Annotated in this window: 20 protein-coding genes and 1 pseudogene; 8 read left to right on the top strand and 13 right to left on the bottom strand. The window is 65.2% G+C overall.

The annotated features are described in order from the left end of the window. Positions 1–299: 299 nt before the first annotated feature. The 6 genes from VF673_RS09450 to VF673_RS09475 are packed head-to-tail and all read right to left on the bottom strand — an operon-like array spanning position 300 to position 7088. A complete protein-coding gene (locus VF673_RS09450) occupies positions 300–1961 on the bottom strand; it encodes a BatD family protein (protein WP_440291748.1) in 1662 nt (553 codons plus the stop codon). Beyond that, positions 1958–3754 (bottom strand): VWA domain-containing protein, encoded by a 1797-nt coding sequence (locus VF673_RS09455; protein ID WP_440291749.1) that lies wholly within the window; start codon positions 3752–3754, stop codon positions 1958–1960. The genes VF673_RS09450 and VF673_RS09455 overlap by 4 nt, the downstream gene beginning before the upstream one ends. Next, complete coding sequence (locus VF673_RS09460) at positions 3747–4742, bottom strand: vWA domain-containing protein (protein WP_440291750.1); 996 nt, start codon at positions 4740–4742, stop codon at positions 3747–3749. The genes VF673_RS09455 and VF673_RS09460 overlap by 8 nt, the downstream gene beginning before the upstream one ends. Further along, complete coding sequence (locus VF673_RS09465; RefSeq protein ID WP_177197778.1) at positions 4735–5199, bottom strand: DUF4381 family protein; 465 nt, start codon at positions 5197–5199, stop codon at positions 4735–4737. Before VF673_RS09465 ends, VF673_RS09460 begins: the two co-directional genes overlap by 8 nt. Beyond that, positions 5196–6125 carry a DUF58 domain-containing protein gene (locus VF673_RS09470; RefSeq protein ID WP_440291751.1) on the bottom strand — a complete coding sequence of 310 codons (930 nt, stop codon included), beginning with the start codon at positions 6123–6125 and terminating at the stop codon, positions 5196–5198. The genes VF673_RS09465 and VF673_RS09470 overlap by 4 nt, the downstream gene beginning before the upstream one ends. Before the next feature lie 3 nt (positions 6126–6128). Then, complete coding sequence (locus VF673_RS09475; protein WP_090537114.1) at positions 6129–7088, bottom strand: AAA family ATPase; 960 nt, start codon at positions 7086–7088, stop codon at positions 6129–6131. Positions 7089–7427: 339 nt separating this feature from the next. Here VF673_RS09475 and VF673_RS09480 point away from each other — a divergent pair. From VF673_RS09480 to VF673_RS09490, 3 genes and pseudogenes are all read left to right on the top strand, one after another. After that, positions 7428–10760: pseudogene (locus VF673_RS09480) on the top strand (NAD-glutamate dehydrogenase); the annotation flags it as partial. Positions 10761–10763: 3 nt separating this feature from the next. Further along, positions 10764–10985: a DUF2835 domain-containing protein gene (locus VF673_RS09485; RefSeq protein ID WP_440291752.1), complete on the top strand. Its 222-nt coding sequence runs from the start codon at positions 10764–10766 to the stop codon at positions 10983–10985. 127 nt (positions 10986–11112) lie between these two features. Next, a complete protein-coding gene (locus VF673_RS09490) occupies positions 11113–12147 on the top strand; it encodes a quinone-dependent dihydroorotate dehydrogenase (protein WP_440291753.1) in 1035 nt (344 codons plus the stop codon). Positions 12148–12268: 121 nt separating this feature from the next. Here the strand turns inward: VF673_RS09490 and rmf are convergent, their stop codons facing one another. Next, positions 12269–12484, bottom strand: a complete 216-nt coding sequence (gene rmf, locus VF673_RS09495) for a ribosome modulation factor (protein ID WP_090537108.1) — start codon at positions 12482–12484, stop codon at positions 12269–12271. Between the two features lie 254 nt (positions 12485–12738). On the opposite strand from rmf, the gene rlmKL reads away from it, so the two are divergent. Continuing rightward, positions 12739–14922 carry a bifunctional 23S rRNA (guanine(2069)-N(7))-methyltransferase RlmK/23S rRNA (guanine(2445)-N(2))-methyltransferase RlmL gene (gene rlmKL / locus VF673_RS09500; protein ID WP_440291754.1) on the top strand — a complete coding sequence of 728 codons (2184 nt, stop codon included), beginning with the start codon at positions 12739–12741 and terminating at the stop codon, positions 14920–14922. Positions 14923–15404: 482 nt separating this feature from the next. Here the strand turns inward: rlmKL and dacB are convergent, their stop codons facing one another. The 3 genes from dacB to VF673_RS09515 form a co-directional block, all read right to left on the bottom strand. Next, positions 15405–16880 (bottom strand): D-alanyl-D-alanine carboxypeptidase/D-alanyl-D-alanine endopeptidase, encoded by a 1476-nt coding sequence (dacB, locus tag VF673_RS09505; protein WP_440291755.1) that lies wholly within the window; start codon positions 16878–16880, stop codon positions 15405–15407. A gap of 159 nt (positions 16881–17039) precedes the next feature. Continuing rightward, positions 17040–17852 (bottom strand): TatD family hydrolase, encoded by an 813-nt coding sequence (locus VF673_RS09510; RefSeq protein WP_440291756.1) that lies wholly within the window; start codon positions 17850–17852, stop codon positions 17040–17042. Positions 17853–17862: 10 nt separating this feature from the next. Further along, positions 17863–19575: a DEAD/DEAH box helicase gene (locus VF673_RS09515; RefSeq protein WP_440291757.1), complete on the bottom strand. Its 1713-nt coding sequence runs from the start codon at positions 19573–19575 to the stop codon at positions 17863–17865. A gap of 116 nt (positions 19576–19691) precedes the next feature. Here VF673_RS09515 and greB point away from each other — a divergent pair, with 116 nt between their 5' ends. Further along, positions 19692–20168 (top strand): transcription elongation factor GreB, encoded by a 477-nt coding sequence (gene greB / locus VF673_RS09520; protein ID WP_273124114.1) that lies wholly within the window; start codon positions 19692–19694, stop codon positions 20166–20168. A gap of 136 nt (positions 20169–20304) precedes the next feature. Here the strand turns inward: greB and VF673_RS09525 are convergent, their stop codons facing one another. Then, on the bottom strand, positions 20305–22800 hold the full coding sequence (locus tag VF673_RS09525) for an ABC transporter permease (protein WP_440291758.1): 2496 nt from the start codon (positions 22798–22800) through the stop codon (positions 20305–20307). After that, positions 22797–23477, bottom strand: a complete 681-nt coding sequence (locus tag VF673_RS09530) for an ABC transporter ATP-binding protein (RefSeq protein WP_440291759.1) — start codon at positions 23475–23477, stop codon at positions 22797–22799. Before VF673_RS09530 ends, VF673_RS09525 begins: the two co-directional genes overlap by 4 nt. A gap of 13 nt (positions 23478–23490) precedes the next feature. Between VF673_RS09530 and VF673_RS09535 the strand changes: the two genes are divergently transcribed. The 3 genes from VF673_RS09535 to VF673_RS09545 are packed head-to-tail and all read left to right on the top strand — an operon-like array spanning position 23491 to position 25387. Next, positions 23491–24117, top strand: coding sequence for an arylesterase (locus VF673_RS09535; protein ID WP_440291760.1), 627 nt, complete (start codon positions 23491–23493; stop codon positions 24115–24117). Between the two features lie 12 nt (positions 24118–24129). After that, positions 24130–24447, top strand: a complete 318-nt coding sequence (locus VF673_RS09540) for a hypothetical protein (protein WP_440291761.1) — start codon at positions 24130–24132, stop codon at positions 24445–24447. 49 nt (positions 24448–24496) lie between these two features. Then, a complete protein-coding gene (locus tag VF673_RS09545) occupies positions 24497–25387 on the top strand; it encodes a L,D-transpeptidase family protein (protein WP_440291852.1) in 891 nt (296 codons plus the stop codon). Between the two features lie 57 nt (positions 25388–25444). Here the strand turns inward: VF673_RS09545 and VF673_RS09550 are convergent, their stop codons facing one another. Continuing rightward, complete coding sequence (locus VF673_RS09550) at positions 25445–25702, bottom strand: Lpp/OprI family alanine-zipper lipoprotein (RefSeq protein WP_090537091.1); 258 nt, start codon at positions 25700–25702, stop codon at positions 25445–25447. Positions 25703–25800 lie beyond the last annotated feature (98 nt).

A 25800-nucleotide genomic window follows, 5' to 3' on the forward strand; every position in this document is an offset into this window, starting at 1 on the left:
CAAGCACGTTTTCGCACCCGGGGCAGGTGCTCCTACGGTGCGGTGATCCCCAGGGAGGGACGAGCACCAGCTCGTCCGCAATACGGGGTGTAGCGCACCCGCGCTACGCCATTCGCACCCGGAACGTAGTGGTTTTGTTGGTGTAGGAGCACCGCCTCGGTGCGAACGGGGCCAGCACCTTTCTGCATCCGGGAGGGCGTTTTCGCACCCGGGGCGGGTGCTCCTACAGCGCGGTGGTGCCCTGGGAGGACGAGCACCAGCTCGTCCGCAATGCGGGTGTAGCGCACCTGCGCTGGAACTCACACCTCGGGATAGAGGCTTTCCAGCTTGGGTGCGCTTTCTTCTTCGGCTTCGCGGCGCTGGCTCTGGATGACCATGCGGACGGCGCGCCACAGGGGTTTGCCTCGCCATTGGTCGCGGGCGCGGCCGAAGAGGCAAGCGTTGAGGTCGTCGAGGGCTTCTTCGAGCTCCAGGTGGTTGTGGCTCAGGCCGATCAGCCCTTCGCTGTGCTGCTGTCTGGCCCAGAGCTCCAGCGCCTTGCGGGCTTCGGCGGGGCGGTTGGTGCGGCAGGCGGCCTGCAGATCGGCCAGGGGATTGCCCTGTTCCTGATCGTCGAACTGCTCTTCGGTCTCCGTCAGCTGGTACTCCGCCAGTGCCTGCCGGGCGCGGTAGAGGAAGTACAGGCTGACGGCCAGCGCCAGTCCCAGCAGGGCGCAGGCCAGCTGCCAGGGCCAGAGCAGCGCGGGCTCCTCGGCAGCATAGCTCACTGGCGGGCTTGCGCTGCCGAAGTCGGTGTCGCGGCTGACGTTGAGCACCACGCTGTCCAGGGTCGCCGTCTCCAGCCGGTCCTCAAGGGTATTCCACCAGTGCACCCGCAGCGCCGGCAGCGTGTAGGAGCCTTCCTCAAGGGCGACCAGGGCGGCACTGTCATGACGGATGCCCCGGGCACCCTGGTCGCTGTAGTCGGTGTGCAGTTGTGGCTGATCAGCGTACTGGCGCAGCTGGTTGTCGTTGTCCGTGTCGGGGTTCAGGCTCTGCAGGGCCGGCAGTTGGGCGGCGGTGAGGCCATCGGCGGCAAGTATCAGGGTGCGGGTGAGCGGCTCACCGCTGAACAGGTCGATGCCGGGGTCCGGCTGCCAGGTCTGGGTCAGGGTCAGGCTGCGGGCAGGGATCCAGGGGGTGTCAGCGGGGTAATCCGTCGGGATGGGCCTGACCTGCAGGGTGATGCTCGGTGAACGTACCTGCACGACCCGACCGCTGCGGGCGCTGGAGCGGCCCGTGCCGGGTTGCAGGGCGGTGGCGCTGAACAGCTGGGATGGAATCTCCAGTTCTCCGCTGTGCTGCGGGTAGATGGCGTAGCGCACCTCGATCACGCCGTGGCGAACGCCATTGATCACCCGCTCGAAGTTGCGGGGCCGGCCGAGGCTTTCCACCCGGGCGTTGGGTATCTCCAGCCCGCTGAGGCTGGAGTCGTCGAACAGGGATACCGAATGGTAGATACGCAGGGTCAGCAGTACCTGGGCCTGTACGTAGGGATTCTCGATATCCACTTCGCTGTCGATGAACACCGGGGCCAGCTGCGCGCCCTGATCGGCGGCGGCCTGGGTGGCGGACAGCACATGCAGACTGATCGGCTGGCTGCTGGACTGGCCCAGATGCACCGGCGGTACCACGAGGAAGCCGGTACGCAATGGCCGCAGGGTAATGACCCAGCGGGTGATCGGTGTGGTGCGGCCGTCCACCTTGCTGACCAGACTCAGCTGGCGGCTGCGCTGAATCTCGAAATGTTCACCCAGCGGGCTCAGGTCCAGCTCGCTGAGTCGCCCCACGGCAGGCGTTTCCAGGGTCAGCTCGACGCTCTCGCCTTCGATCAGGCGGGTGCGGTCCACACTGGCTTCGAGGGCGGCGTGGGCCAAGGGGCTGAGCAGCGTCAGCAGGCAGATGACCAGCAGGCGAATCATGGCGTGGTGTCCTGTTGCTGTAGGTGCTGATAGAGGAATTTGCGGCGCAGCAGTTCCGCCGGGTCGTCGGGAATCTCGCGCAGCCATTGTTCCAGTTCCTGTTGGCGTTCCAGAGTCTGGCGTGGCAGGCGGCTGCCGTTGGCGCTGGCGGGGGCCTCGCCGTCTTCCGTGCCCGGATCATTGCCGTTGGCCGCTTCGCCGTCCGTGGACAGGCTGCCGGTAACCGCCGGGCTGCTGCCGGTGGCACCCGGGTCCTGGCCCGGGGCCTGATCACCGGCGCCATCGGCCGCCTCCTGGGCGCCGGGGCCACCCTGTGTCGTACCATTGCCCGTGCCGCTGTCCTGACCGCCATTCTGGCCAGCGCTCTGGTCGCCGTTCGCTGCTTCGTCTGCGTCGCCCTGTTGCTGCTGCTCCTGCTGCTCGCGGAGCTTCTCCAGAAAGTCCTCCAGCGCATCGCGGTTATGCCGTGCACCCTGGTGTGTCGGGTCCAGGGTCAGGGCATGTTCATAGGCTTCCAGTGCAGCGGAATAGTCACCGGCCATGGCCAGAGCGGTGCCGCGATTGAAAAGATATTCCGGGTTGTCCGGCTGTATATGGCTGAGCGTTGCCCACTCCTCGGCGGCGGCAGCATGCTCACCGGCTTGATAGAGCGCCCAGGCACGCCATTCGGGATCGCGGAAGCGCTGCGCGGCGGCCGCCGGCTGCTGGTCCCGCAGCAGTTGCATGGCCTGCTGATCCGGCCGTTGCCAGAGGTCGTTCCAACTGAAGGCGAGGGCGTCCTGCGGCAGCAGCAGGGCGCACAGCAGCAGCCCCAGCCAACCCCGGCGGGCGCCCAGGGCGGCAATCGGCAGCAGCAACAGCACCAGCCAGTGGCCGTGGTCGACCAGCAGGACGCGGTCACCGGTGGCTGCGGTGCCTGAGCTCTGCAATGGACGCAGAAGATAGTGCAGGTCACGATCGCTGGTGGTGATCTCGTGATAGCGCGCGCCATGCTCGCGGGCCAGATTACCCAGTTGCTGGCTGTTCAGTCGCGGCAGCAGGATGCGGCCCTGGTCGTCACGCAGAAAGCCACCCTCGCTCAGCGGGACAGGGGCGCCTGAGCGGGTGCCGACGCCGAGGATCGACAGCTGCGGACCGAGCTGCCGGGCATGCTCGGCCAGGACATCCCGGGCGCCATTGTCCAGGCCGCTGGTCACCAGCAGTATCTGACTGCCCTTGCTCGGTAATGGAGCGATTGCCTGACGGGCCATGTCCAGGGCGGCGCCCAGATTCTGGCCGTCGGAAGGCATGATGTCCGGGCTGAGGGCGCCGAGCAGGTTGGTCAGGGTGGCGTGGTCGTTGCTCAGCGGCGTGACGCGATGGGCACTGCCGGCATAGACGATCAGCGACAGCTGGCTGTCACCGTAGTCCTGGATCAGGGAGCGTATCTTGAGTCGCGCACGCTCCATGCGGTCAGGCGGCAGGTCATTGGCCAACATGTTGCGTGACAGATCCAGCACCACCACCAGGGCGTTGTCATCGACCCGGCGCGATTCGGCGCCGGTTTCGACGGCGGGGCCGGCCAACGCGACTATCACCAGGGTCCAGGTCAGGCCCAGGGCGGCGAAACGCAGACCGCGGCTGCCCCCGGGCTGACGCCGCAGCAGCCATTGATGCAGTGGTCGCGGCAGCAACTGCTCCCAGTCCGAGTGCTGCCAGCCGTGGCGGTGCAGCTGCACCAGCAGTATTCCGGCGGGGAGCAGGGCCAGCAGCCACCAGGGGCGCAGCAGGGTGAAGCCGAGCAGCTCAGTCATGTTGTCGACTCCTTGCCACCGTCAGCAGTGCGAGGCCCAGACTCAGCAGCAGAGCGGCGCCCAGCGGCCAATGGTACAGGGCGGTGGCCTGCCGATCCGGCAACCCGGCGCGCAGGGCGGGCTCCAGCTCGTCGAGCCGCTGGTAGATGGCCTGCATATCGCTGGCGTTGCGGGCGCGGAAGTACTCGCCGCCGGTCAGGTGGGCTATTTCCCTCAGGCTGGCCTCGTCCAGCTCGATCGACGGGTCCGACTGCAGCCCGAAGAAGCTGAAGGCGCTTTCCTGGGGCAGGGCATCGGCGCCGACACCTATGGTGAAGATGCGGATCTGGTGTTCGGCGGCCAGCCGTGCGGCGCGCAATGGGCTGACGCTGCCGGCGGTGTTGGCGCCATCGGAGATGAGTACCAGTACCCGGCTGGCCGCCGGCTCGGCCTGCAGGCGCTTGATGGCCAGACCGATGGCATCACCGATGGCGGTTTCACGCCCGGCAAGACCGATGAAGCTTTCCTCCAGCCATTGGGCAATGGCATCGCGGTCGTGGGTCAGGGGGGCCTGTACATAGGCCTGGCTGCCGAAGAGCACCAATCCGAGGCGGTCGCCGCGCCGGCCTGCGATGAAGTCGGCGAGCAGCTCCTTGACCATGGTCAGGCGGCTGACCTCCCGACCATCGAGCTGCATGTCGCGAAATTCCATGCTGCCGGACAGATCCACCGCCAGCATCATGTCGCGACCGCTGGAGGCGGTGGGCAGCGGATCGCCCAGCCACTCGGGCCTGGCGGCGGCCATGACCAGCAGCAGCCAGACGACGACATGCGGCCATTTGCGCCCGGCGCTGCGGATCTCGGGCGAGAGGCTCTGCAGCTCCTGCAGGCGACTCATGAAACTCACCTGCAGTGCGGCCGATCGGGTCTGGGCCGCCGGCAACAGGCGGCGATACAGCCAGGGCAGGGGCAGCAGGAGAAAGCTCAGGGGCCAGGCGAATTCAAACATCGTCGTGTCGCATCCACTGGCGCAGTTCGCGGAGCAGTGCCTCGCGCTTCTCCTCGCCCAGCTGCACCTGGGGGCGATAGAGATCGGCGGCCAGCGGCTGCAGGGCAGATCGCCGGGCGCTCGGGTAGCGGCTGCACAGGTAGTCGAGCCAGGCCTCGCCGAACAGGCGGGTGGCGGAATCTTCGCCGCGCTGTTTGAGCAATTGCTTGATCCGCGTGTTGACCTCCGCCAGCCAGTGGCTGTCGCTGAGGCCCGGCGGGATCGAGGAGAACAGGCTCATATGCGGCTGCACTCGTCGGCGACGGCGCCGCCGACCCTGACGTCGCAGCCAGGGGAGCAGAAGCAGCAGGAGCAGCAGACTCAGGGCGAGCACCCACCAGCCCGGCGCCGGTGGCCACCAGGATATGGGCGGCGGGGCCGCCGGCGGGATGAGCTGCTGGTGCAGTTGCTCGATCAATTCCGCCTCCGGGTGTGCTGTATCAAGAGGTGCTGGAGTTGGTCCACGGCGCTGCGACTGGTGTCCAGTGGATGCAGACTGGCGCGCAGCCGGGCGGCGAGTTTCTGCCAGTTCTGCTGGCGGGCCAGGAACTGGGCGGCCCATGCCTCACGCAGGGCGGTGCTGGTGGTGTTGAGCGTCAGCCGCTGCTCGCCCTGAGCGAACTCCAGCGCGGGGCTGCTGGGCAGGCTGGCTTCCAGCGGATCATGCACGGGCAGCAGCACCAGGTCGTTGTGGCCGGCCAGGGCGGTGATCAGGGGCAGGCTGATCTGGTCGATCGCCGAGTGGTCGCAGAGCAGGTAGAGCAGGCTGCCGGGGCGGATGATCTCGCGACTGCGGCGCAGGGCCAGATTCAGCGGCTCGTCGGGGACAGCGGCGGTTTCCGGGGACAGGCGAAGGTTTGCCTCCAGCAGCTGGCCGAGCAGTTGCAGAATGGCTCGGCGGCTGCGTCTGGGACGCACTTCGTGGCAGCCACCGGCACCGAACACCATGCCGCCAACCCGGTCGTTGTGCGCCAGCGCCATCCAGGCAGTGAGTGCGGCGGCCTCGGCGGCCAGCACCGACTTGAAGCGCGGCCGGGTGCCGAAGAACAACCGGGCGCTCTGTTCACAGATGATGAAGACCGGTCGCTCGCGTTCCTCGTTGAAGACCTTGGTGTGGACCTTGCGGGTGCGTGCGGTTACCCGCCAGTCGATATTGCGGATGTCATCCCCGGGCTGGTACTGACGGACCTGATCGAAGTCGATGCCGCGACCGCGCAGGCGTGAGTGCTGACGGCCGGCAAGGCGCCCGAGCATGGCCTGGCGCCGGGTGGCGGGCAAATCCTGACAGTGGCGGCGCATGTCCAGCAGCGTTTCCAGCGAGGTATAAGCCGCAGGTGCGTCCATTACCTAGACCACGGCAACCGATTCGAGCAGCAGGTTGATTGCCCGGTCCGCATCTATTCCGGCGGCCTCGGCCTCGAAACTGAGGATCAGACGATGGCGCAGTACGTCGTGGACTATCGCCTGGACATCCTCGGGACTGACGAAGTCCCGGCCGGCCAGCCAGGCGTGGGCCCGGGCGCAGCGATCCAGGGCGATGGTGCCCCGGGGGCTGGCGCCCATCTGGATCCATTCCGCCAGCTGCGGGTTGTACAGCTCGGGGCGACGGGTCGCCATGATCAGCTGGATCAGGTACTCCTCCACCGCGTCAGCCATGAACAGCCCGAGGACCTCCTGACGTGCGGCCAGGATGCTCTGCTGGGTGATGCGCTCGGCAATGCGCGGCTCGAAACCCTTGGCCTCGCCCCGGGCCAGATGCAGGATCTGACGTTCCAGTGCGGCATCCGGGAAGCCGATGCGCACGTGCATCAGGAAGCGGTCCAGCTGCGCTTCGGGCAGCGGGTAGGTGCCTTCCTGCTCGATGGGGTTTTGGGTAGCCATGACCATGAACAGCTCCGGCAGCGGCCAGGTTTCCCGACCGATACTGACCTGCTGTTCGGCCATGGCTTCGAGGAGCGCGGACTGGACCTTGGCCGGCGCGCGGTTGATTTCGTCGGCCAATATAAGATGATGGAAGATCGGCCCCTGCTGAAAGCTGAAACTCGCGGTCTCGGGACGGTAGATTTCCGTGCCGGTAATGTCCGCGGGCAGCAGATCAGGGGTGAACTGAATACGATGAAAGTCCGCCTCGATGGCTTCGGACAGGGTTTTTATTGCCTTGGTTTTAGCCAGTCCAGGTGCACCCTCCACAAGAAGGTGGCCGCCAGCGAGCAGGCAGATCAGCATGCGCTCTATCAGCGTTTCCTGACCGAAGATCTGCTGGGCCATGAAGGTTTTCAGTTGCAGCAGTGAGGCTCGATGGGGCATGGGTCTTCCTTTGGGCACCAATAATTTACGTCCTGTGTCGGGTACTTTACCGAAATCCACCCGGACAGGACTAATCTGGAATCAGCTCCAGAGCACATTTTACCTTTTACAGCGGCTTTCGCTCGGATTTGAGGGAGTAGGTTCATGAGTTTTATCGTTGCCAGCAGCAAGGCGGATTTTCAGCAGTACATCCGCCAACGGGTCAAGGAGCTGGCCGAGCCGGGCGAGCAGGAAGCCCTGGCGTTGTTTGCCGAAGAATATTTCGGTGTCACCTCTCTGGAGGATCTCGGCTCACGGCACGAGCGCGAGTTGATCGACGGTCTGCTCTGCGCCTGGCGGATGATGCAGCAGTCCGGTAATGCCGACGGCGAGCTGCTGGCGCGGTTTCGTGGGGGCTTCCCCCCGGGCTACAGCACCCGTTTCAGTCCGGCCACTGCCGTAGCCGACCTGCAGTTTCTGCAGGGGCTGAGTGCGGAAAACCCGCTGGCGATGAGTTTCTACCAGCGTGAGGGGGGCAAGGACACCGAGCTGCACTGCAAGCTCTATCATTTTGGCGGTTCGCTGCCGCTGTCGGACGTGATGCCGGTGCTGGACAACCTGGGCCTGCGGGTACTCGGCGAGTTTCCGTTCCAGATCACCCGGGATGACGGCCAGACGTTCTGGATCCATGACTTCGTGTTCTGCAACGCGCTGGACGCCGAGCTGGACATCGAGGATGTCAATGAGCTGTTCCGCGGCGCCTTCACTGCGATCTGGAACGGCAAGGCGGAGAATGATGCCTTCAACCGGCTGATTCTGCTGGCGGGTATCCACTGGCGCGAGGCGGCGCTGCTGCGTGCCCTGGGTCGCTATATCAAGCAGATCCGCATGGGCTTCGAGCTGCCCTATATCGCCGCCACCCTGGCCAACCATGCGCCCATTGCGCGGGAGCTGGTGCGGCTGTTCAAGACCCGCTTCTTCCTGGCACGCAAGCCCAGCGCCGGGGAGCTCGAGCAGAAGCTGGAGCAGGCCATCCTCAGCGCGCTGGACGGCGTGGCGGTGCTCAACGAGGACCGCATTCTGCGCCGCTATCTGGACCTGATCAAGGCCACCCTGCGCACCAACTTCTACCAGACCGACGCCGAGGGGCAGCCCAAGGAGTACTTCAGTCTCAAGTTCAACCCGGCGGCGATTCCGGAGCTGCCTCTGCCGCGGCCGATGTACGAGATATTCGTCTACTCGCCCCGTGTCGAAGGCGTGCACCTGCGCGGCGGCAAGGTGGCCCGGGGCGGTCTGCGCTGGTCTGACCGGGAGGAGGACTACCGCACCGAGGTCCTGGGGCTGACCAAGGCCCAGCAGGTGAAGAACGCGGTGATCGTGCCCGCAGGCGCCAAGGGCGGTTTCGTGCCGCGGCGTCTCCCGCACGAGGCCGGTCGCGATGCTGTCCAGCAGGAGGCCGTTGCCTGCTACCGCATCTTCATCCAGGGTTTACTGGATATCACCGATAATCTGGTCGACGGCAAGGTGGTACCGCCGCCGCAGGTGATCCGTCACGATGACGATGACTATTACCTGGTGGTGGCCGCGGACAAGGGCACGGCGACCTTCTCCGACATCGCCAACGGCATTGCCGCCGACTACGGCTTCTGGATGGGCGATGCCTTCGCGTCCGGTGGCTCGGTGGGGTATGACCACAAGGGCATGGCCATCACTGCCCGGGGTGCCTGGATTTCGGTACAGCGGCATTTCCGCGAGCTGGGTGTTGACGTGCAGAAGGACCCGATTACCGTCATAGGTATCGGCGACATGAGCGGTGACGTGTTCGGCAACGGTCTGTTGCGCTCCCGTTCGGTGCGCCTGCTGGCGGCCTTCAACCACCTGGAGATCTTCATCGACCCCAACCCGGTGGATGCCGGTCGCAGTTATGATGAGCGTCAGCGTCTGTATCATCTACCGCGCTCGGGCTGGTCAGATTACAACACCGAGTTGATTTCCGAAGGTGGCGGCGTGTTCTCCCGCCAGCTCAAGCAGATCACTCTCAGCCCGCAGATCCGGGAGGTCTTCGATATTGCCGAGGAGCAGCTGACTCCCAACGAACTCATCAATCGCCTGCTCAAGGCTCCCGTTGACCTGATCTGGAACGGCGGCATCGGCACCTATATCAAGGCCTCCAGTGAAAGCCACGCGGACGTGGGCGACAAGGCCAATGACGGCTTGCGGGTCAATGGCAGCGAAGTGCGCGCCAGGGTGATAGGCGAGGGCGGCAACCTCGGCATGACCCAGCTGGGACGGGTTGAGTACTGCCTGCGGGGCGGTGCCTGCAACACCGACTTCATCGACAACGCCGGCGGGGTTAGCTGCTCCGACCAGGAGGTCAACATCAAGATCCTGCTCAATGAGCTGGTGGCCTCCGGGCAGATGACCCTGGAGCAGCGCAACAGCCTGCTGGTGGATATGACCGACGAAGTAGCGCGACTGGTACTCGACAGCAACTACAAGCAGACCCAGGCCATCAGTCTGGCCCGGTCACAGGTGGTGCCGACCATGATCGAGTACCGTCGCTTCATCAACGTGATGGAATCCAGCGGCCGTTTGAGCCGTGTGCTGGAAGCCCTGCCCGAGGATGAACAACTGGCCGAGCGGGCCAGTACCGGTCAGGGCCTGACCCGACCGGAGCTGGCGGTACTGGTCAGCTACGCCAAGGCTGATCTCAAGGAGCGGCTGGTGGCTGCCCCTGTGCTGGACGATCCGCTGCTGGCGGCGACCCTGCAGCGGGCCTTCCCGCGGCAGCTGGTTGAAGGCCATGCCGAGGCGCTGGGCCGCCACAAACTGCGCCGCGAGATCATTGCCACCCAGCTGGCCAACGACCTGGTCAACCACATGGGCATCACCTTCCTGCGGCGCATGGAGCAGTCCACCGGTGCCAATGTGGGTCAGATAGTGGCCGCCTATGTGCTGGCGCGGGAGGTGTTCCACATAGCTGAAGCCTTCGAGGCCATCGAGCAGCTGGACAACCAGCTTCCTGCGGAGCTGCAGCTGGAGCTGATGCACGAGCTGGTGCGGCTGGCCCGGGGCGCCACGCGCTGGTTCCTGCGTCGCCGGGGGCCGGAGCTGCAGCCCTCCGTGGAAGCCGAGCATTTCGCACCCAGAATCCGGGCACTGAACGCCGGCTTCGACAGCATGCTGGAAGGCTCGGTACGGGCGCTGTGGCAGGAGCGATTCGATTATTTCACCCAGTCCGGGACTCCCGCCGCCATCGCCCGCCAGGCAGCCAGTACGGTACATCTGTATACACTGCTCGGGGTGATACGAGCCGCCGACGCGACCGGCCAGCCGCAGGAGAAGGTCGCCAAGGTTCTGTTCACCCTGGGCAGCGAACTGCAGTTGCCCTGGCTCGGCGAGCAGGTCAACAGCCTGCCCGCCACCAGCCAGTGGCAGGCCTTGGCCCGGGAGGCCTACCGTGACGAGCTGGAGAGTCAGCTCAGTGCCCTGACCATCAGCGTGTTACACAGCGGTCAGGCCGAGGCGTCGGCGTCGGAGCTGGTGTCGACCTGGCTGGAGGACAACCGGACGCCCATGCAGCGATGGCAGAGGCTGGTCGCGGAGCTGCGCGCCGCCGGCCCCAGCGACTATCCGATGATGGCGGTAGCAACGCGGGAGCTGGCCGAACTGGCCAGCACTGTGGACAGGTGACGAATGCAGCAACTCATCGTTGATCTGGCGTTGCCAGCCGACCGCTTCCTGGCCTGGTACAAGGGCCAGGCCGACCGAGTGCTGATGCGCAGCCGCGATGGGCGCAGCATCAGCCTCCCGGCCCACCACCTGCGCCCCTTTCTCACCCATGAAGGGGTGCACGGCAGCTTCGTCCTGAAGTTTACCGACGAGGGCAAGCTGCTGTCCCTGGAACGGCTGGGCTGACCTCTGTCACCTGCGTCTGTGCTGCCTTCGCAGCTGCGGCGCAGGTGACATTCCCTTGCAGCCGGTGATCGGTGATCCGGCGTTTATGGGGTATACTCCGCGCAGCTTTTTTCCTGCGGGGCATGCCATGTATTCCACCTTACGTTCCCTGATGTTCCGCCTGCCGGCGGAAACTTCCCACGATCTGGCGCTGGATATGCTGGGTGCTGCCGGGCGTCTGCGTCTGGCCAGGCATCTGGCGCGGCCGGTGGCGTCCCATCCGGTACAGGTGCTGGGCATGACCTTCGACAACCCGGTAGGGCTGGCGGCGGGTCTGGACAAGAACGCGGTGGCAGTGGACGGCCTCGCCGATCTGGGTTTCGGCTTCATCGAGGTGGGCACGGTCACGCCCCGGCCGCAGCCCGGCAATCCCAAGCCGCGCCTGTTCCGCCTGCCGGAAGCCAACGCCATCATCAACCGCATGGGCTTCAACAACCTCGGCGTGGACGCGCTGGTCGAGCGGGTTGGCCGGCTGCGCTACCAGGGACCACTGGGCATCAATATCGGCAAGAATGCCGTGACCCCGGTCGAGCGGGCGGTGGACGACTACCTGTACTGCCTGCGCCGGGTCTACGCCCATGCCAGTTACGTTACGGTGAACCTGTCCTCGCCCAACACCCCCGGTCTGCGCACCCTGCAGTACGGCGATACGCTCAAGGCACTGCTGGGCGAAATCAAGGCCTGCCAGGAAAATCTGGCGGCGGAGCAGGGCCGCTACGTGCCGGTGGCCATCAAGATCGCGCCGGACATGACTCCCGAGGAGCTGGTGCTGGTGGCGCGTACGCTGGTGGAGGAGGGGATGGATGCGGTGATTGCCACCAATACCACCCTGGATCGCACCCGCGTTGAGGGGCTGGAGCACGCGGACGAGGCGGGCGGGCTGTCCGGCGGGCCGCTGACCGAGGTGTCCACCGAGGTGATACGGGTACTGGCGGGCGAGCTGAAAGGCAGGCTGCCGATCATCGGCGCCGGCGGGATTCTCCAGGGTGCCGATGCAGCAGCGAAGATCGCCGCCGGGGCCAGCCTGGTACAGGTATACAGCGGTTTCATCTACCGTGGCCCGGAGCTGATCCGTGAGTGCGTGGATGCAATTGCGGCGCTGCCGTCGGCGGACCGGGGCTGACGAAGACGTAAAATCGGGGGCCTGAATGAAATGGCCCCCGGTGATGTTCCGGGGGCCTGGGCCTCTAGGGCCCGGCGCTTTGAGTAAGCGCCCTGGGAGAAAAAGGTCAAGCTTGAGGGGATTACCCTACTGCGCGCATCTCGTTGAGGCGATGCACGCCTGAAATTCCGGTATATCCTGCCCAGTGGTCGGCTCTGCCCTCACGCCAGCCGTTGATCCAGTTCTGTCTGTTGGGTCCGCCATTGAAGGGACAGGAATCTTGAGATTTGCCTTGAACGCCGTTCTGATACCCGCGCAAAAATGCTCGTTCCATCGGATCACGCTTTAGTCTTCTCATAAAGTACAGCCCTCATGTAGTAGGACAACCCGGACCGCGGTGTGCGGCCCGGGAAAGATACGGGACAAGGCCCGCATCGATGCAGGAGTTGCTCCTGCATCCAGGGATTCCGCAAAAGGCGAAATCCCTTGTTTGCACTTGAGTCCGTTGTACCCTATTGGGCAGGGTTCACAAAGATCAAATTGGCATATGTACAGCACCCTTAATCCTCAGGGTTGCCTGCCAGATATTACATAACGATGGAAATCAAACAGATGCGCGACACCCTTGAATTTTTTATTACCTGCCCGAAAGGAATCGAGGGGCTGTTGCTCGACGAGGTGCGCGCATTGGGAGCGCAAAGCGCCCGGGAAACCGTGGCCGGCGTCCATGCCAGCGGCAATCTGGAACTGGGTTATCGCCTGTGCCTGTGGTCGCGCCTGGCCAACCGGGTGCTGTTGATTCTCCAACGATTCCCGGCGGACAGCGCCCAGGCCCTGTATGACGGTGTGGCGACGCTGGACTGGGCGGATCATCTGGCCAGCGACGGCACCCTGGCGGTGGATTTCAGCGGTACGCTGCCGGGGGTCGACAATACCCATTTCGGCGCGCTGCGGGTCAAGGACGCCATCGTTGACCGCCTGCGCACGCCCTCTGGCGAACGGCCTTCGGTAGACAAGGTCAACCCCCAGCTGCGGATCAACGTGCATTGCCGCAATGGCGAGGTGCAGCTGGCGCTGGATTTGTCCGGCAACAGCCTGCATCAGCGCGGCTACCGTCTGCAGCAGGGCGCTGCTCCGCTCAAGGAGAACCTGGCGGCCGCCGTGCTGATACGTGCCAACTGGCCGGCCATGGCGGCCCAGGGGGCGGCATTGGCAGACCCCATGTGCGGTTCCGGTACCTTCCTGGTCGAGGCCGGGCTGATGGCCGCGGACATCGCGCCCAACCTGCATCGGCAGCACTGGGGCTTCAGTCACTGGCTGCAGCACGTGCCGGCGATGTGGAATCGGCTGCTGGAAGAGGCTCGCCAGCGTGCCGAAGCCGGCCTGGCCCGTACGCCGGCATGGATTCGCGGCTACGAGGCCGATCCGCGTCTGCTGCAGCCGCTGCGCAACAACATCCAGCGCGCCGGGCTGGGCGAATGGATCAAGGTCTACCAGGGCGAGCTGGCTACCTTCGCACCCCATCCGGACCGGGGGCAGACCGGTCTGATCGTCTGCAACCCGCCATACGGTGAGCGTCTGGGTGAGGCCGCGAGCCTGGTCTACCTATACCAGAAGTTGGGCGAGGTGCTGCGTCGGGAATGCACCGGCTGGCAGGCGGCAATCTTCACCGGCAACCCCGAGCTGGGCCGGCGCATGGGTATCCGCAGCCACAAGCAGTACTCGCTGTTCAACGGTGCCTTGCCCTGCAAGTTGTTGCTGATGGATCTGCAGCCCGAGCGCTATATCACCGGCAGCAATCAGCCGGATTCGGCGGGGGAGAAGGCCGGCGCTGCGCCGGCTGGCGAGGCGCGCCTGAGCGAATCGGCGCAGATGTTCGCCAACCGCTTGAAAAAGAATCTCAAGACCCTGGGCAAGTGGGCCCGACAGCAGGGCATCAGCTGCTACCGGCTGTATGACGCGGACATGCCCGAGTTTGCCGTGGCGGTCGATCTTTATGATGGTTGGGCCCATGTGCAGGAATATGCCGCGCCGGCCAGCGTCAGCGAGGAAAAGGCCCAGGCCCGGCTGCAGGATGTGCTGGTGGCCCTGCCGCAGGTGCTGGGCACATCCGCCGAGCGGGTGGTGCTCAAGCAGCGTCAGCGCCAGACCGGCAAGCAGCAGTACGAGCGCATGGATCGTCGGGGCGAGTTCCTCACGGTGCAGGAGGGACAGGTCAGGCTGCTGGTCAACCTCACCGACTACCTGGATACCGGGCTCTTCCTAGACCACAGACCCATGCGCTTGCGCATCGCCGAGGAGGCCCGCGGCAAGCGCTTCCTGAACCTGTTCTGCTACACCGCCAGTGCCACTGTGCACGCGGCGGTGGGTGGCGCACGGCGCACCACCAGTGTGGACCTGTCGAAAACCTATCTGGATTGGGCGCGGCGCAATCTGGCGCTCAATGGTTTGTCGGACCTGCACCAGCTGGTGCAGGATGACGTGATGAAATGGCTGGAGCAGGACAGGGGCGAGTACGACCTGATCTTCATCGACCCGCCGACCTTCTCCAACTCCAAACGCATGGACGACGTGTTCGATGTGCAGCGCGACCATGTGCAGCTGCTGGACATGGCCATGGCCCGTCTGGCACCCGGCGGGGTGCTGTATTTCTCCAACAACTTCCGCCGCTTCAAGCTGGACCCGGCACTGGAGGAGAAGTACCAGGTCGAGGATATCTCCGCCCAGACCCTGGACAAGGACTTCCAGCGCAACCCGCGGATCCACCGCAGCTGGCGGATTACCCGCCGGCAGTAACAGCGCACCCCCGGCTTTGTACGAGCACCCGCCCCGGGTGCGAATGGGGCTGGTTCGGTGTCTTGGCTGGAGTCCGCTTTCGCACCGGGGCGGTGCTCCTACAAATGAAGCTGCCACCACCTCGCACCGTAGGAGCACCCGCCCCGGGTGCGAATGGGGCTGGCTCGGTGTCTTGGCTGGAGTCCGCTTTCGCACCGTGGCGGTGCTCCTACAAATGAAGCTGCCACCACCTCGCGCCGTAGGAGCACCCGCCCCGGGTGCGAATGGGGCTGGCTCGGTGTCTTGGCCGGACTTCGCTTTCGCACCGGGGCGGTGCTCCTACAAATGAAGCTGCCACCACCCCGCGCCGTAGGAGCATCCGCCCCGGGTGCGAATGTGGGCTGGGCCGGTTCGCACCGAGGGCGGTGCTCCTACACCCAAGCCGGGATTTTCCTGCACCGAAACCGGGATTCTCCCCGAACCGTAGGGGCACCCGCCCCGGCTCAGCGGCGGTCGGCTACGTCGGTGGGGCCGCGGCGGTGGACGTCGGTGAGGACCAGGTCCAGGGCTTCGCGGCTGCCGCCGGCGGCGGGGTGGTTTACGATGGCGGTGACGGCCCAGCTCTGGCCGTTGTTGTCGCGGGTGATGCCGGCGATGGCGCGGACGTTGCGCAGGGTGCCGGTCTTGATGTGGGCCTGGCCGGCCACCGGGGTATTGCGCAGGCGTCGGCGCATGGTGCCGTCCATGGCCGCCAGGGGCAGGGAGGCGACGAACTCGGCGGCATAGGGGCTGCGCCAGGCGTGGCTCAGCAGCTGACTCATGTCCCTGGCCGTCATGCGCTCCATGCGCGACAGCCCGGCACCGTTTTCCAGTACCAGCCCATTGGCCTGAATGCCCTTGTCGGCCAGCCACTGGTTGATGATGCGGGTGGCGGCCTTGTGGTCGTCGGCGTCCGCCGCACTGCGCTGTTCGCGGCCTATGGTCAGGAACAGCTGGCGCGCCATGGTGTTGTTGCTGAACTTGTTGATATCCCGGGCAACGTCCACCAGGTCCGGTGAGGTGCTGCGGGCCAGCAGGCGTGCGCCGCTGGACGAATGGCCGATGCGGTTGCCACCGTGGATACGCCCGCCCATTTCGTGCCAGAGGGTGCGGATCAGGCTCGCGGTATATACCGGAGCGTCCAGTGCCGACAGGTAGCGCTCGGCGCTGCAGCCCTGATGCAGGGAGCCGGTGAGGGTGATGGTGGCGCGCTGGCCGTCATCCTTCACCGCGTAGTGCACGTTCGGCCAGGGGCAGCTGTTGACCGGGGCCAGCACGCTCAGCTGATTGTCGATGGTGACCTCGGGCAGCGCCGGCTCCAGATGGGTGCGTACGCCCCCGGCTTCACCGTAGGTACGCAGCGACAACAGCTTGAGGTTGGTCAGCAGCGGGTCGGGTTCGACCAGAAAGGGGCGTGTCGGATCATTGCCGTCGTCCTGGAAGGGTGGCAGATCAGCGGGCATGCGCAGGTCCGCGGGCTGCAGGACCAGATCACCGCGCACCTCGCGCACGCCGGCGGCACGCAGATCGCGCAGCATCATCCACAGGCGTTCCATGGTCAGCTTGGGGTCACCACTGCTGCGGAATATCAGGTCGCCCTGGAGTTCGCCGTTGCTGACGGGGCCTGTACCGTAGAGATCGGTCTGCCACTGGTAATTGGGGCCTAGCAGCTCCAGGGCGGCGTAGGTGGTGACCAGCTTCATGGTCGAGGCCGGGTTGACCGGTTGATCGGCATTGACGAACTGGGCCATGCCCTGGCCCTCCAGCGGAATCACCGCCAGAGACATGGCATCGGTTGGAATCTTGGCCGCGGCCAGCGCGGAGCTGACACGGGCCGGCAGGGACCCACGGTCACTCTGGGCAAGGATCTCGCTGCTGGTCAGGAAACCGGCGAGCGGAATCAGGCTGCAGAGGAAGAGTTTTTTCAGGTGCAGCATCAAGGGTGACTCCCAGGGAAAACGGCGTTGGGGCTGTGCCGAGCATCCATTCCCGAAGGGACAGCCGATTGCGCACAGAATAGCTCAAGGGCGCAGGGGAGACTAGCTGGTAGCAAGGGGCTGGACGAGGTTTTTACTGCCCCCGTGTTTCAGCCGCTGCGCTTATGTCAGCTGGCTGCCATCAGGCGCGTCGAGGCGGAAGAAGGCGCGGGCGGTTGCTGTGGTGTGGGCGGCCAGTTGCTCGAGACTTTCCTCTCGGCAGCGGGCGACCATGGTGGCCACTTCGGGGATGAAGGCGGGTTCGTTACGACGGTTCTTCGGCTTGGGGTTCAGGGTGCGCGGCAGCAGCCAGGGCGCATCGGTTTCCAGCATCAGTCGTCCGGCGGGGATATCCCGAACCAGCGGCTGCAGGTGGGTGCCCCGGCGTTCATCACAGATCCAGCCGGTGATGCCGATATGCAGATCCAGATCGAGGTAGCGGTACAGGGCGTCCCTATCGGCGGTGAAGCAATGCACTACCGCAGCGGGCAGACGGTCGCGGAAATCCCGCAGGATGGCGCTGAGCGTGTCGCTGGCCTCGCGCTCATGCACGAAGACCGGATAGCCCAGCTCCGCCGCCAGTTCCAGTTGACGCTCGAAGGCGCTGATCTGCATCGGGCGTGGGGAGAAGTCCCGATTGAAGTCCAGGCCGCATTCACCGATGGCCCGCACCGGGTCGGACTGGGCCAGCAGGCGCAGATCGGCTTCGGTATCGGCACTCCAGTCACGGGCGTGATGGGGATGGATACCCGCCGTGCAGAACAGCCGGTGCGGGTCGGTGTTGCAGAGTGTCTGCAGGGCAGCGCACTCTTCCACGGTGGTGGCGGTCAGTACCATCTGGCTGACCCCGGACTCCCAGGCGCGTTCCAGCACCTGGTCCCTGTCCTTGTCAAAGGCGGCGTCAAGCAGGTTGACGCCGATATCGACCCACTGCATCAGTGGCTACTCAGGCACGCCGCGCCGGTTTGCTGGTGCGGGGCTTGCCGGCAAAATCCTTGCGCGGCGGGCGGGGGCTGCGCGGACGTTCGACTTCACCGGGTGGCAGCGGCCATTCGCGGATCTGCAGGGCGACGCCGTTGACTTCCACGCCGGCCAGCTTGTTGAGCACCGACTGGTCCAGCTGGGGCAGATAGACACCGGTGTGTTCGGTGAACATCTTGATGTGGCCGATCTGCTGACGGCGCAGGCCACCATGCTTGACCAGTACATCGACCAGCGGCTTGGGCATCAGGTTGTTGGAGCGGCCACCCTGGACCTTGTAGCGGACCAGGCCGGCGTCACGGTCATCACCTATCTCGCGCTCGCGACGTGGCGGGGCGACCGGCAGATCGGCCACGGGCTCGATCAGGGTCTTGGCGCCGGGCAGGATCGCCAGCAGGGCGGCAGCCAGCTCCAGGGGTTCCATGTTGGTCACCTGCAGCAGCTCCTCGACCAGCTGCCGATGCAGCGAGCCGGTGCCTTCGGCAGCGGTCTGCAGACGGGTGGCCAGCTTGCTCAGGCGACCGCTGCGTACCGCGTCGGCGGTCGGCAGTGCCTGCTGCTCGATCTTCTGGCCGGTAGCCTTCTCCAGCAGGTGCAGCAGTCGACGCTCGCGCGGGGTGGCGAACAGGATGGCGGTCCCGGAGCGACCGGCGCGACCGGTACGGCCGATGCGGTGTACGTAGGATTCGCTGTCGTGGGGCAGATCGTAGTTGAGTACGTGGGAGATACGCTCCACGTCCAGACCTCGGGCCGCCACGTCAGTGGCCACGACAATGTCCAGCAGACCGCGCTTGAGGCGGTCGACCACCTGCTCACGCAGTTGCTGACTGAGGTCGCCGTTCAGCGCCGCGGCGGCAAACCCACGGGCTTCCAGACGCTCGGACAGCTCCAGACTGGCAGTCTTGGTGCGAACGAAGACGATCATGGCTTCCACCGGCTCGACTTCCAGCAGGCGGGTCATGGCGTCCAGCTTGTGGTGGTTGGCCACTTCCCAGACTTTCTGGGTGATGGTGTCCAGGCTGCTGCTCTTGCCGCTGTGCAGACGGATTTCCTTGGGCTCGCGCATGTGATTGCGGGCCACGGTACGCACGCCGGCGGGCATGGTGGCGGAGAACAGCGCTTTCTGCGTGTGCTCGGGCACCTTTTCGAAGACGGCTTCCAGATCGTCGGCAAAGCCCATCTTGAGCATTTCATCCGCTTCGTCGAGGACCAGGAAACGGATGTTGTCGAACTTGATGCTGCCACGGCGCATGTGGTCGGTCAGACGACCGGGGGTTGCCACTACCACATGGGCACCACGTTCCAGCGCCTTGAACTGGGGGGCGAAGGGGGAACCACCGTACAGGGCCAGTACGGAAAAACCGCGCATGTTCTGCGCATAGCGCTGCAGCGCTTCGGCGACCTGCAGAGCCAGCTCGCGGGTCGGGGTAAGAATCAGCGCCTGGGTGGCGCGCAGGCTGACATCGATGCCTGCCAGCAGGGGCAGGGAAAAGGCAGCGGTCTTGCCGGTGCCGGTCTGGGCCAGGCCCAGCAGGTCCTCGCCGGCCAGCAGCGTCGGGATCGCCTCGGCCTGGATGGGAGAAGGTGTTTCATAGCCGAGGCTGTTGAGGGCCTCAAGAAGCGGTGCAGGCAAGCCAAGATCGGCAAATTGCGGTGCCGCCGGAGCGGTATCGGACATACGGGAAGTAAACCTTGGGGGATTGAAGATCGCGTAGTATACGCACTTTCAAGACCGATTGCTTGAGGCATTTCGTTCAGCCGACCACCTGCAGCAGGTGATGGAAGGAGTAGCCGTTGAAAACCCCGTTGATTACCCGTCAGGGTTACGAGAATCTGCGTCAGGAACTGGACCATCTCTGGCGCGTGGAACGCCCCGAGATCACGCGCAAGGTCACCTGGGCCGCCAGCCTGGGCGATCGCAGCGAGAATGCCGACTATCAGTACAACAAGAAGCGCCTGCGGGAGATCGACCGGCGGGTGCGCTACCTGCGCAAGTGTCTGGAATACCTGAAGGTGGTGGACTACCGGCCGGAGCAGGAGGGCAGGGTGTTCTTCGGCGCCTGGGTGGAGATCGAGAATGAGGAAGGGCGCAAGCTCAGATTCCGGATCGTCGGTTACGACGAGATCTTCGACCGCAAGGACTACATCTCCATCGACTCGCCCATGGCGCGGGCGCTGTTGAAGAAGGAGGTGGATGACGAGGCGCAAGTGACCACCGAGGCGGGGACGACGGTGTGGTATATCAATTCGATCGAGTATGAGAAGAGCTGAACTCGGGCACCCGCTCGACGACAGGCGTTGTCTCGCGGACCAGCACTCAGGCGTAGCGCAGGTGCGCTTCACCCCGGCAGCCCGTGGACGAGCTGGTGCTCGTCTCTCCCAGCTCCTTCCGGGAGCGCCGAGCCCACTACCCCCTGCGCAACAACCCCAGCGGACTCTGATTGACCACTGCCCGTGTGCCCAGCGCTCCCGCCAGGCCGATCAGCAGGGCGCCGGCGCCGGGGACCAGCAGCCACAGCAGGTAGTGCGGTTGCCATTCCAGATTCAGGGCGAAGCGGTAGAGCAGCCAGGTGACCAGCTCGGCGGCGAGCACCGCCAGCAGGCCGGCGAGGGTGCCGAGCAGGGTGAACTCCAGGCGGTTGGCCTGGCGCAGTAGTTGCCGGCGGGCGCCGAGGGTACGCAGCAGGGCGCCTTCGTATAAGCGGGTATCCAGGGTCGACTGCAGCGAGGCGAACAGTACCGTGAAGCCGGCCAGCAGCACGAATACCAGAACATATTCCACGGCGATGGTGACCTGGCGCAGGATGTCGCGCAGCTGGGCGAGAATGGCTTCGACTTCCAGCAGGGTCATGGCTGGAAAGGCGCGGGTCAGCTGGCGCAGACCCTCGCGCTGATCCGCCGGCAGGTGGAAGCTGGTCAGCAGCGTGGTGGGCATGCCGTCCAGCGCGCCGGGGGAGAACACCATGTAGAAGTTGGGGGTGAAGTTGTCCCAGTTGACGCTGCGGATACTGCTGACCTCGGCTTCCAGGGTAGTGCCGGCAATGACAAAGCCGAGCTGGTCGCCCACGCCTATGCCCAGACTCCCGGCCAGCTCCGCCTCGACCGAGACGCGATGGCCCTCTGCCTCGGGCAGGTCCGGCCACCAGTGCCCTGTGACCAGTTCGTTGTCGGGGGCCAGTTCGCTGGCCCAGGTCAGGCTCAGGTCCCGGTTGATGGCCCGCTCGCCCGGGCTGTCCTTGGTCACCTGGGTGCGCACAGGCTGGCCATTGATGCTGGTGAGGCGGCCCGGGGTGACCGGGTAGAGCGGGGCGCTGGTGGCGCCTATCTCGCCCAGCGCCTGGGCAAAGGCCTGTTCCTCATCCGGCAGTATGTTGAGGGCGAAGTGGTTGGGAGCGTCGTCGGGCAACTGGGCCTGCCAGGTATCCAGCAGCTCGGTGCGCAGAATGAAGATCACCACCATGGCCATGAGAATCAGACCGAAGGCCAGGACCTGACCTGCCGCAGCAGCGGGGTGCTTGAGCAGCTGGCCGCTGCCCAGACGCCAGGCCAGCCCGAGGTGGCGCAGCCGCTCGCCGCTGGCGCGCAGCAGCAGCCAGGCCAGGGTGCCCAGCAGCAGGGCGGCAATGGCGCCTCCTGTTATTACTGCCAGGGTCATCGGCAGATTATCGGTGAACTGCCACATCAGCAGGCTCAGGGCGGACAAGGCAAGCCCGTAGATGAACCAGCCGCTGCCGGGCAGCGGCGTCAGCTCCCGGCGCAGCACGCGCAGGGGGGAAACCCGGCCCAGGCGCAGCAGGGGTGGCAGGGCAAAGCCGAACAGGGAAACCATGCCGGTAGCTGCGCCCACCAGAAGAGGCCGCAGGCCGGCGCCTGGCAGGTCCGGCGGCAGCAGTTCGCGAAGCAGGTATACCAGCCCGGCCTGCATCAGCCAGCCGCTGGCCAGGCCGAGCAGGGTGGCGATGATGCCCAGACCCAGCAACTGCAGCAGGAACAGCCGCAGGGTGCGGGTGCGGCTGGCACCCAGGCAGCGCAGCAGGGCGCTGGTGTCGAAGTGGCGCTGGGCAAAGCGACTGGCGGACAGGGCCACGGCGACTCCGGCCAGCACCACGGCGGCGATACTGGCGAGCCCGAGGAACTGGTTGGCGCGGGTCAAAGCGCTGCCGATCTGCCGATTGTCATCGGCCACCGAGGTGATGCGCTGGTGACTTTCCAGGCGTGGTTCCAGCCAGCTGCGCAGGCGTTGCAGATCGGCCTCCTCGCCGCTGACCAGCAGGCGGTAACGCACCCGGCTGCCCGGCTGGATGACCCGGGTTGCCGGCAGGTCGCCAAGGTTCATCAATACCCGGGGAGTCAGGCTGTAGAAGTCGCCGGCGCGATCGGGTTCATGGGTCAATACTGCAGCCACCCGCAGCTGGGCATAGCCCACTTCCAGCAGATCGCCGACCTGCATGTCCAGCTGGCTCAGCAGCCTGGCTTCAACCCAGACGGTGCCGGGCTCCGGGATTGCGGTGGCGGTGCGCTCCGAGCCATGGGGCTCATCGCTGATGCGCACCTCGCCCCGCAGCGGGTAGCCCGGCCCGACGGCCTTGATGCTGGAAAGCAGCATCTCGGTTTCGCTTGAGGTGATGCTGGAAAAATCAACGATATCAGTGTGTTGCAGACTGTTCTTGATGGCTTCTTGAAGAGCCTCATCGGGCCATGGGTCCCGGGAAGAGAGGCGCATGTCGGCACCGAGAAACTCGGCGGCGCGGGTGACCATGCCCCGTTGCAGCCGGTCGGTGAAGAAGCTGATGGCGGTGCTGACCGTGACGGCGATCAGCAGCGCCAGGAGCATGACCCGAAGCTCCCCGGCACGCCACTCGCGCAACAGCAGGCGCGAGGCCAGTGGCAGATCGCCGCTCATGCGGAGTTCTCCTGCAGCCGTCCGGCGTCCAGGTGCAGGGCGCTGGCGCAGCGTTGGGCCAGGCGCTCGTCATGGGTGACCAGAACCAGGGTGGTGCCCTGTTCCCGGTTGAGTTCGAACAGCAGGTCGGTGATACGTGCGCCGGTGGCCGCATCCAGATTGCCGGTGGGCTCATCGGCGAACAGGATCGCAGGATCACTGGCGAAGGCGCGGGCAATGGCGACCCGCTGCTGTTCGCCACCGGACAGCTGGCGCGGATAGTGAGTCAGGCGGTGGTCGAGACCGACGCGGCCGAGCAGATGCCGGGCGCGGTTGGCGGCGTCGCGGCGGCCGTCGAGTTCCAGCGGCAGCATGACGTTTTCCAGCGCGGTGAGGCTGTCGAGCAACTGGAAGGACTGGAAGACGAAACCGACCTGCTCGGCCCGCAGGGCGGCGCGCTGGTCCTCGTCGAGCCCGGTCAGCGAGCGGCCGGCCAGAATCACTTCGCCGGTACTGGGCAGATCAAGCCCCGCCAGCAGGCTCAGCAGGGTGGACTTGCCCGATCCGGAGGCGCCGACGATTGCCACACTGCTGCCGCGGGAGATGTCCAGGCTGACATTGTCGAGGATGGTAAGCCTGGCTTCCGGGGCATTTACGACTTTGCTAAGGTGGCGGGCAGTGATAACGCTCTCTGACATGGAATCGGCCTTGATGACTGTCCTGAAAAGATGCGCCGCGGGCGTGTTGTTGTTGCTGCTGGCGCTGCCCGTGCCGGCGCAGAATATCCTGCTGATCGGCGATAGTATCAGCGCCGCCTTCGGTCTGGAAATCGAGCAGGGCTGGGTTTCACTGTTGCAGAAGCGCCTTGCGGATCAGGATTATCCCCACCGGGTGGTCAACGCCTCGGTCAGCGGAGAGACCACGGCGGGCGGGCTGGCGCGGCTTCCAGTGCTGCTGGAGCAGGTGCAGCCGGAGCTGGTGATCATCGAGCTCGGGGGCAATGACGGGCTGCGCGGATTGCCGGCGGCCAATATGCAACAGAATCTTTCGGCGATGGTGGAGCAGTCCCGGGCCAGCGGTGCGGATGTGATACTGCTGGGCATGCGCATCCCGCCCAATTACGGCCCCCGTTACAACGATGCCTTCGAACAGGTATTCGTCGACCTGTCGCAGAGCCTGGATGTGCCGCTGGTGCCTTTTCTGCTGGAGGGCGTCGGCACTGTTCCGGAACTGATGCTGGACGACGGCATTCACCCGGGCGCTGCAGCGCAGCCGCTTTTGCTGGATAATGCCTGGCCCGTCATCCGGCAGTGGCTGGACGGCATCGATTCACGGTAAGGAGCAGGTCAGGTGACATTGTCCTGGATGGCCAAGCGTTGGTGTGTAGTGGAACAGGACGAGCAGCAGGACCTGTTTGTGGGTGATCCCTGGCACGTACATCTGGTGGATATCAATCTGCGGCTGGATGCGCCGCTGGAGCGCTCGCTGTGCGGTGATCTGCTGCCGTCGCAGCCGGTGTACCGGGAGTTGCAGCGGCAATCGCTTCGCAGCCTGTGTCCGCAGTGCGTGGACGTGGCCCGAACCATGCGCGCGGCCGGTCGCCGTTCCGCTGCGCGCCCGGGAACCGGGACAGTGCCAGAGACTCAACAGTATGATCTGTATGCATAGAGGGGGAGCCCCGGTGAAGCTTCTGCAGCGATGGCTGGTGGCGTTGGGGATGGCTGTGCCGTTGTGCGGCGTTCAGGCGGCGGACTATCCGCTGACCGCGAGCGGGCAGCAACTGGTGGGTGAGGTTCGCGTCCTCAAGGCGCGCTATGAGGATACCCTGGCGGACCTGGCCGATGCCCATGGCTTCGGTTTCAACGAGATAGTGGCAGCCAACCCCGGGGTGGATCCCTGGCTGCCCGGCGACGGCACGGCGATCACCCTGCCGGGCATGCATATCCTGCCTGACGCGCCGCGCGAGGGCATCGTCATCAACCTTCCGGAATACCGGATGTATTTCTATCCCCGGGATGAGCAGCGGGTCAGTACCTGGCCGGTAGGTATCGGCCGGGAGGGCTGGTCCTCGCCGATAGGCCAGACCCGGGTGGCACGCAAGGAAGCCAATCCCTCCTGGTATCCGCCCAAGTCCATCCGCGAGGAGCATGCTGCCCAGGGCGAGATACTGCCGGCGGTGGTGCCGCCGGGCCCGGACAACCCGATGGGGCCGTACAAGATGAATCTGGCTCTGAGCGGTTACGTGATCCATGGCACCAACAAGTCCTTCGGGATCGGCATGCGGGTCAGTCACGGCTGCTTCCGCATGAACAACCAGGATGTGACCGAGCTGTTCCCGCAGGTGCCGGTGGGCACTCCGGTGACCATAGTCAACCAGCCCTACAAGTTGGGTGTGATGGACGGCAAGCTCTATCTGGAAGTACACACGCCGCTGGACGAGCATGGCTTCCCGTCTGTACTGGACAAGCAGGCGGCGATTCAGCAGCTGCTGCAGGAACGCAATGAACTGGTGTCCGGTTTCCGCCTGGACTGGCAGAAGATCCGTGATCTGGTGTTTGCCGAGGAGGGGGTACCGGAGGTGATTGGTGAGCCCTACGGGCAGTTCTGAGGGATTCGACAAACCCCTCCCCCCTGACTGCTGGAGGGGAGGGGATAAACAGCCCTGTTACTTGCGGCTGGAACGCTCGAGCATGCGCAGGGCGCGCTCGTTGGCTTCGTCAGCAGTCTGCTGTGCGCGCTGGGCGGCAGCCAGAGCTTCTTCGGCCTTGCGGTTGGCTTCGTCAGCGGTGGATTGAGCGCGGGCTGCTGCATTCTCGTTGGCAGACAGGCGAGCGCTTGTTTCTTCATAACCCTTGTTGCTTGCACAACCGACAGCCAGCAGAGCGGCCATGGACAGTGCCGACAGTTTCAGCGCAGTTTTCATCGTGATACTCCTTTAACTCTCATCGAAGGGACTGATCGTCAGGACCAGAATGAATGACGTCCTGCCGGTTCGCTTTTTAAGGCAGTTCGTCACCAAAT

The organism is Halopseudomonas sp. Lyrl_26 (genome assembly GCF_051948695.1).
GTDB lineage: Bacteria > Pseudomonadota > Gammaproteobacteria > Pseudomonadales > Pseudomonadaceae > Halopseudomonas > Halopseudomonas formosensis.

Excerpts from the sequence above, each read along its gene's own strand:
- rlmKL (WP_440291754.1), top strand. The coding sequence starts at position 12,739 with ATGCGCGACACCCTTGAATTTTTTATTACCTGCCCGAAAGGAATCGAG.
- VF673_RS09510 (WP_440291756.1), bottom strand. The coding sequence starts at position 17,852 with ATGCAGTGGGTCGATATCGGCGTCAACCTGCTTGACGCCGCCTTTGAC.
- VF673_RS09470 (WP_440291751.1), bottom strand. The coding sequence starts at position 6,125 with ATGGACGCACCTGCGGCTTATACCTCGCTGGAAACGCTGCTGGACATG.
- VF673_RS09475 (WP_090537114.1), bottom strand. The coding sequence starts at position 7,088 with ATGCCCCATCGAGCCTCACTGCTGCAACTGAAAACCTTCATGGCCCAG.
- VF673_RS09485 (WP_440291752.1), top strand. The coding sequence starts at position 10,764 with ATGCAGCAACTCATCGTTGATCTGGCGTTGCCAGCCGACCGCTTCCTG.
- VF673_RS09545 (WP_440291852.1), top strand. The coding sequence starts at position 24,497 with ATGGCTGTGCCGTTGTGCGGCGTTCAGGCGGCGGACTATCCGCTGACC.
- VF673_RS09535 (WP_440291760.1), top strand. The coding sequence starts at position 23,491 with ATGACTGTCCTGAAAAGATGCGCCGCGGGCGTGTTGTTGTTGCTGCTG.
- rmf (WP_090537108.1), bottom strand. The coding sequence starts at position 12,484 with ATGAGAAGACTAAAGCGTGATCCGATGGAACGAGCATTTTTGCGCGGG.
- VF673_RS09490 (WP_440291753.1), top strand. The coding sequence starts at position 11,113 with ATGTATTCCACCTTACGTTCCCTGATGTTCCGCCTGCCGGCGGAAACT.
- VF673_RS09525 (WP_440291758.1), bottom strand. The coding sequence starts at position 22,800 with ATGAGCGGCGATCTGCCACTGGCCTCGCGCCTGCTGTTGCGCGAGTGG.
- VF673_RS09455 (WP_440291749.1), bottom strand. The coding sequence starts at position 3,754 with ATGACTGAGCTGCTCGGCTTCACCCTGCTGCGCCCCTGGTGGCTGCTG.
- VF673_RS09450 (WP_440291748.1), bottom strand. The coding sequence starts at position 1,961 with ATGATTCGCCTGCTGGTCATCTGCCTGCTGACGCTGCTCAGCCCCTTG.
- VF673_RS09515 (WP_440291757.1), bottom strand. The coding sequence starts at position 19,575 with ATGTCCGATACCGCTCCGGCGGCACCGCAATTTGCCGATCTTGGCTTG.
- VF673_RS09530 (WP_440291759.1), bottom strand. The coding sequence starts at position 23,477 with ATGTCAGAGAGCGTTATCACTGCCCGCCACCTTAGCAAAGTCGTAAAT.
- VF673_RS09550 (WP_090537091.1), bottom strand. The coding sequence starts at position 25,702 with ATGAAAACTGCGCTGAAACTGTCGGCACTGTCCATGGCCGCTCTGCTG.
- VF673_RS09460 (WP_440291750.1), bottom strand. The coding sequence starts at position 4,742 with ATGTTTGAATTCGCCTGGCCCCTGAGCTTTCTCCTGCTGCCCCTGCCC.